Here is a 3,032-nt window from a genome sequence, read left to right on the forward strand (position 1 = left end):
AGATTTATGAAATGCCTGGAGAGTTGGCTCAACAAAATTAAAATGAAATACTGTGAAAAATTAAGATAATCGAAGAAAATGAGAGTATATTAAGGGAGGTATACAATTATGAAAAAGTTTATACTTGGTGTACTGGTTGGTGGGATTATATTCGGCTCAATACCTTTGGCGGCATCTATAGAAGAATACATATGTCATAAGGCTGATTATAAACTTATAATATACGGACAAGAGTATAACGACCCTGAATTACCATTAATGACTTATAAAGGGCATACGATTGGTTCTGTAAGAAAAATATTAGAGGCTGCCGGACTTAATGTTGAATGGAATGCAGAACTAGGACAAGCGGAGGTAAGTGGCTTGAAAAACGAAACTAACAACTTATCTCTGACTAAAGATATAATTATTCCGTTCACAGAAGAAAAAATAAAAGAAATACAAGAAAGAGAGAGGTCGGAAAGAGAGAATAATCAAAATATTGTATTAGATACAGGAGAACAAGCAAAATATTTAGAGCGAGGTTCTATTGAATCTAATATTCCAGGGCTATCTCATGCTAGTTTTATAACTTTTAAAGATGAATTATATATATCTGATGGACATGTTAATTATAATATATTAAGAAATGTCAATATATATAATCTTACCGAGAAATCAGGAGAAAGCTTTGATAACGGTAACCTAATATCATATAAAGGTATTAGATTTAGAAAGCTATCATCTATTAACCTGAGAGGAACCATTGATAAAATAGATGAAAGCGGTAAGACTGGGACGGTAACGATAACAGTTATAAACAAGCAATCTCCTAAAACAGAAAATATATTTGTTAATGATGAAGAAGAAGCAAAAGCAACTCATCATATTATTAAAGAAAGTCCGTTTGGAATATCAAACAACATTGTTCTTTATATAGTTAAAGATAATGAAGGCTATATTCCAGAACAACTATTACGCAAATACAAAAGAGAATATTCTGATAGAGATGAATGGGTAATACCTAACAAGAATAATGTGGTTAAATATAAAGACAGTAAAAAATATAATATAGATACAGTAACATATCAAAATGAAACATATTTTAATTTATCAGATATAGGCATAAAAGCAAGAAAAGACTGGATATTTTTATACCTTGAGTAACTGAATATCAACAATTGCACCCATTAGGGTGCTTTTTGTATGCTCCACAGACATGCCGAGCTAGAGCTCCAGTATTAAATTAAAAAGTAAAAAAGCATTGACAGCCATAGAAACATAGAATATAATGTTCTTAGAATCATAAAAACACACAAGTAAAAGGGGGTGGTTGTTATTGGGTGAAAGAATACCATTTAGGACTACAGTGGATGCAGATTTGTTAAGAAAACTTAAAGTTAAGGCACTTGAAAACAATGTTGATGTGAATGATATTCTTGAGGAGCTTGCAAAGCTTTATTTGGAAGGAGCAATTAAGAATATCGAAATTACCAAAAGAAGCAAAAAATAAGGAAGCCGCCATCCGCCAAGATAACCGACTTCCTCACGCAGTACCAACCTTGTATAAGGTTAGCTTTGCTATTAGTATAGCATAATGCATAACCTCCATGCAATGTTGGAAAACTAAACCAAAATAAATAAAAGGAGGAAATTTATTATGTACGGTATAACACATTACATTATGGGGATAGAGATGGAAAAACATTATGTGGCTATTGACAGATTGCTGGAACAGACTGACTATGAAAAAACAAATGAGAAATATCTCAAATTAATTGAAAAGATTGATAAAGAGATAGGCTTTGAACTTGATTCTGCTGTTGGCTGGATGGAGGCCCTTGCTAAAGATGCTGCTTATGATGCAGGATTCGCAGAGGGAATAAAGTTTGCAATACATAATAAGCTGCAGGCAAATTAAATAGGAGGGATAGATTATGCAGGCAAATACTATATATCAAAGAGAATCAGGGTTTTCTGAATCCTTTCGTAAGGATTGGAGCGAATACGCAGATAAATATAATGCACTATCGAAAAAATTAGTGAAAGCACGCATTAATCCAAAGCTTTTGGCTGAAGTAGAGGATTTAAGAGTAAATATAGAACTGAAATATGGGAAAGGAAAGGCTTAAACTAGGGGGAGCATTGCTCCCCCTATATATGAAAGGGTTAGAGCTTACCGGGGATAACACTCCGGTTTTTTGTTGTCAGCTAACAATAGTATGGGAACTCGTTGACATTATTTGTATTTATATGTAAGATATAGACGGAAACAAAGGGAGGAAAAGCTTTGGACGGGTCAAGTCTGCATGATAATTTTAATAACATGCTAAAGAGTACGGAGTTAACTGGCAAAGATATAATAATCACATCTGTAATTAGCTCTGTTTTGGCGGTGCTTCTGCTTTATATTCTTAAAAACATATTTATGTTTATTATCGGCAGAGTATGGCGATTTGTTAAATGGCTGAAAAAGAAGGTAATAGTATTATGGTTTAAAACTAAAGGATTGAAAAAATATATTATTAGAAAAATAAACGGTGAATTAAGTTATAAAGAATATAAAAAGTTAGAACAGCTAGAAAAGAAAGGGAAGAAATTAACTACTAAGCAAATTGAAAAACTTAAAGAAGCAAAAGATAAATTTAAGTTTGTTTTAAATTCAGAACAAATAGAACAACTTATGCTTAAGTTAAACACAGAAACTCTTTCATTGGGGCAAATGCCGAAAACAGAAATTCCCAATATTGATATATTTAAAAGCGATAAACAAGTATAGTGCTCGATTTTTTTGACTACTATTTGACTACTACAATTATAAACAGTAGTCAAAAATTATCATAGAATATAAAAGGTTGGAACGATAAAATGCATGTATATCAAGGATTATAAAAAGTTATTGTAGTTTACAAAAAGCATAATCACGCATTGCTAAACCGTTAGTGCGGGCAACTGCGAGGCTGTAAAATATTTTATGTAAACTAATTATCTCCTTCTATGGTAGAATACTAAAATCATAGGAGGAGATTTTTATGGCGAGAAAAAGAATCATT

At 32.0% G+C, this 3,032-nt stretch carries 5 protein-coding genes; all 5 read left to right on the top strand.

Features of this window, described 5'->3' with window-relative positions:
* Positions 1-108: 108 nt before the first annotated feature.
* The 5 genes from ACESM9_RS15360 to ACESM9_RS15380 all read left to right on the top strand — a co-directional run bounded on the left by ACESM9_RS15360 (position 109) and on the right by ACESM9_RS15380 (position 2,758).
* A complete protein-coding gene (locus ACESM9_RS15360; protein WP_373000730.1) occupies positions 109-1,146 on the top strand; it encodes a hypothetical protein in 1,038 nt (345 codons plus the stop codon).
* A 172-nt stretch (positions 1,147-1,318) separates the two neighbouring features.
* Complete coding sequence (locus ACESM9_RS15365) at positions 1,319-1,492, top strand: hypothetical protein (protein WP_373000733.1); 174 nt, start codon at positions 1,319-1,321, stop codon at positions 1,490-1,492.
* 147 nt (positions 1,493-1,639) lie between these two features.
* A complete protein-coding gene (locus tag ACESM9_RS15370; RefSeq protein WP_373000736.1) occupies positions 1,640-1,900 on the top strand; it encodes a hypothetical protein in 261 nt (86 codons plus the stop codon).
* A 16-nt stretch (positions 1,901-1,916) separates the two neighbouring features.
* On the top strand, positions 1,917-2,111 hold the full coding sequence (locus ACESM9_RS15375; protein ID WP_373000739.1) for a hypothetical protein: 195 nt from the start codon (positions 1,917-1,919) through the stop codon (positions 2,109-2,111).
* A 158-nt stretch (positions 2,112-2,269) separates the two neighbouring features.
* Positions 2,270-2,758 (top strand): hypothetical protein, encoded by a 489-nt coding sequence (locus tag ACESM9_RS15380; RefSeq protein ID WP_373000742.1) that lies wholly within the window; start codon positions 2,270-2,272, stop codon positions 2,756-2,758.
* Positions 2,759-3,032: the final 274 nt, after the last annotated feature.

It is taken from the genome of Lutispora sp., from assembly GCF_041687175.1.
Lineage (GTDB): Bacteria > Bacillota > Clostridia > Lutisporales > Lutisporaceae > Lutispora.